Genomic DNA, 2,418 nt, shown 5'->3' with positions numbered 1-2,418 from the left:
GCATCCACCTGGCCGAGGATCGTCGCGAGGTCGGTTTCGGCGGCGAGGTAGAGCTCGTCACGGAGCGCGCCCGTGCGGTCGGCGCGCAGCCGCACCTGGGCGGCGGACTCCTCGGCGCTCACGTACAGCACCCGCGCACCGGCTTGGGCGATGCGGGCGGCGACTTCGAGCAGCAGCGTCGACTTGCCGACGCCCGGCTCACCGGAGAACAGGATGGCGGCGCCCGGCACGATGCCGCCGCCGAGCACCCGGTCGAACTCGCCGATGCCGCTCGGGCGGTGCACGCTCGACTCGGTGCCGATCTGCGTGATCGGGCGGGCGGCCCGCGCCTCAGAGACGGCGACCGCCGTCACCTTCGAGGTGGGCGCACCCTGCTCGACGAGGGAGTCCCACACCTGGCACTCGCCGCAGCGGCCCACCCACTTGACGGTGGTCCAGCCGCACTCCCGGCACGCGAATCCGGGGGTCGAGGGGCGGGCCATGGGTCGAGAGTACGGCCAGCCGCCGACCTCGCGAGGGAGCCCACGGCATCCGGTTGGGGGTTCGGATGCCGTGGGCTCGTGGGGAGGGTCAGCCTTCGGTCGACTCGTCCTCGGTCGCGTCGTCGTCGGTCGACTCGTCGGAGTCGTCGGTCGGACGGTCGGGGCGCTCACCCTGCGGGCCGCCGGGACCCTGCATCGGGCCGCCCTGTTGCGGACCCTGTTGCGGGCCTTGCTGGGACTGCTCGATCGCGGGCCGACCGCCGGCGTGGGTGGCCGCAGCGAGTGCGAACCCGCTCACGCCGCCCAGCACGAGCGCCGCGACGACGACGAGCGCGGCAACCAACGGCGTCACCCAGCTGCTGCGCTCGCGGACGACCGTCACCGGAGCGGCGGTCGTGACAGGTGCCAGGGCTTCAGAAGCCGGGGGCACCTCGGTGTTCTCTTTGTCTGCCATAGGTACGACAGTCGTGCCGCCGCCTCGGGGAAGTGTTGGCCGCACCTATGAACCAGCCGCGAAAGCCGATGCGAGAGCTGGGCTAAGATCGTCCGCGGTACCGTGTCCGAGCGGCCGAAGGAGCATGTCTCGAAAACATGTGAGGTTCATAGCCTCCGTGGGTTCAAATCCCACCGGTACCGCCATTGTCCTGTGTCAGGACATAGGAAACCCTCGAACCCTCAGGTTCGGGGGTTTCTTGTTGTGCGGGGCTGGTAGTCGCGGTCGAGGTCGATGGTGAGCTCGCGCAGGAGTTCGCCGGTGACGGCGTTGATGATCGTGATGTCGAGGTCGTTGGCGAGGATCAGGACGTGGGTTCGGGCGTGGGCTCGCCCGATGCCGATGTGGCGGAGTTTGCCGTGGACGCGCAGGGTGACGGTGCCGGTCTTGTCGATCCGGTCGCGGCGCAGTCGGGCGTGGTTGTCGTGGTCGCGTCCGCCGGGCGTCGGGGCGGCCTTTGGCAGGGCGTGGTAGCGGGCGGCCGGGGTGGCTTGGTGCGGCAGGGACCGGTGGGGTCGGCGGTGGTTGTATTCGTCGGCGAAGTCATCGAGCAGCCGTTGGAGATCGGCGAGGGTCGCGGGCTGAGGGTGCTGGGCGTGCAGCCAGTTCTTCATCGTCTGCTGAAATCTCTCGACTTTGCCCTGGGTTTGCGGGTGGGAGGGGGCGCCGTTCTTCTGGACGATGCCGCGGTCGCGCAGTTCCGCCTCGAAGGCGTTGCGGCCGCCGCGGCGGCCCCAGCCGGAGTGCTTAACGGTGAACACCATGCCGTTGTCGGTCAGCGTCGCGGCAGGGTTTCCATGGGTTTCCGTAGCGGCGCGGAAGGTGGCGACGACGATCGGGGTGGTCACGGCTCGATGCGCTGTGATGCTGACGGCGTATCGGGTGCAGTCGTCGAGGAAAGTCAGGATCTCGGTGTTGGTGTCGTCGGCGAGCCTGTAGTGGCTGAAGTCGGACTGCCAGCACTCGTTCGGCAGGTCGGCCTCGAAGCGAAGGTAGGAGGACTTCGGCCGCTTCTTCGGCTCGGGCTCGACCATGCCGGCGCGCTTCAAGGTGCGCCAGATGGTCGATGCCGAGACCGAGACGTGGTGGTGGTGCTGCAGGTGCCAGGCGATCGTATGTGCGCCAGCGTCGAGCCCCTTCGCGGTGAGCCGGTGACGCAGCTCGAAGATCAGCTCGACCGTCTCGGCGGCGAGGGCGTTTGGGCTGGACCGCGGCCGCCGCGAGCGTGGCTGGAACGCCGCATCACCCTCGCGGCGCCACCGGGCCAGTAGCTTCGAAACCCACCCCTTCGAGACGCCGTAGGTTCGTGCAACCTCAGCCTGCGAGAGCCCCTGGACGGTGACGGCGGTGATGATCAGACGAGCCTTCGACACTCCTCAGAGCGTGGCCGAGGGTTTCCTATGTCTTGAGACATCGGTTTCCTATGTCCTGAAACCAGACACC

The 2,418-nt window shown here is 68.7% G+C and carries 3 protein-coding genes and 1 tRNA gene; 1 reads left to right on the top strand and 3 read right to left on the bottom strand.

Features of this window, described 5'->3' with window-relative positions; all coding sequences use genetic code 11:
* A partial coding sequence (locus IE173_RS15380) for an ATPase domain-containing protein (protein WP_191284409.1) occupies positions 1-482 on the bottom strand: 482 nt, incomplete at its 3' end.
* Positions 483-570: 88 nt separating this feature from the next.
* Positions 571-936 (bottom strand): hypothetical protein, encoded by a 366-nt coding sequence (locus IE173_RS15375; protein WP_191284408.1) that lies wholly within the window; start codon positions 934-936, stop codon positions 571-573.
* Between the two features lie 96 nt (positions 937-1,032).
* On the opposite strand from IE173_RS15375, the gene IE173_RS15370 reads away from it, so the two are divergent.
* A tRNA-Ser gene (locus tag IE173_RS15370) sits at positions 1,033-1,121 on the top strand.
* 36 nt (positions 1,122-1,157) lie between these two features.
* On the opposite strand, the gene IE173_RS15365 is transcribed toward IE173_RS15370, so the two are convergent.
* A complete protein-coding gene (locus tag IE173_RS15365; protein ID WP_191284326.1) occupies positions 1,158-2,348 on the bottom strand; it encodes an IS481 family transposase in 1,191 nt (396 codons plus the stop codon).
* Positions 2,349-2,418: the final 70 nt, after the last annotated feature.

The organism is Pseudolysinimonas yzui, assembly GCF_014653215.1.
Taxonomy (GTDB): Bacteria; Actinomycetota; Actinomycetes; order Actinomycetales; family Microbacteriaceae; genus Pseudolysinimonas_A; species Pseudolysinimonas_A yzui.
This window is presented reverse-complemented; position numbering and strand designations above follow the sequence as displayed.

Excerpts from the sequence above, each read along its gene's own strand:
- IE173_RS15375 (WP_191284408.1), bottom strand. The coding sequence starts at position 936 with ATGGCAGACAAAGAGAACACCGAGGTGCCCCCGGCTTCTGAAGCCCTG.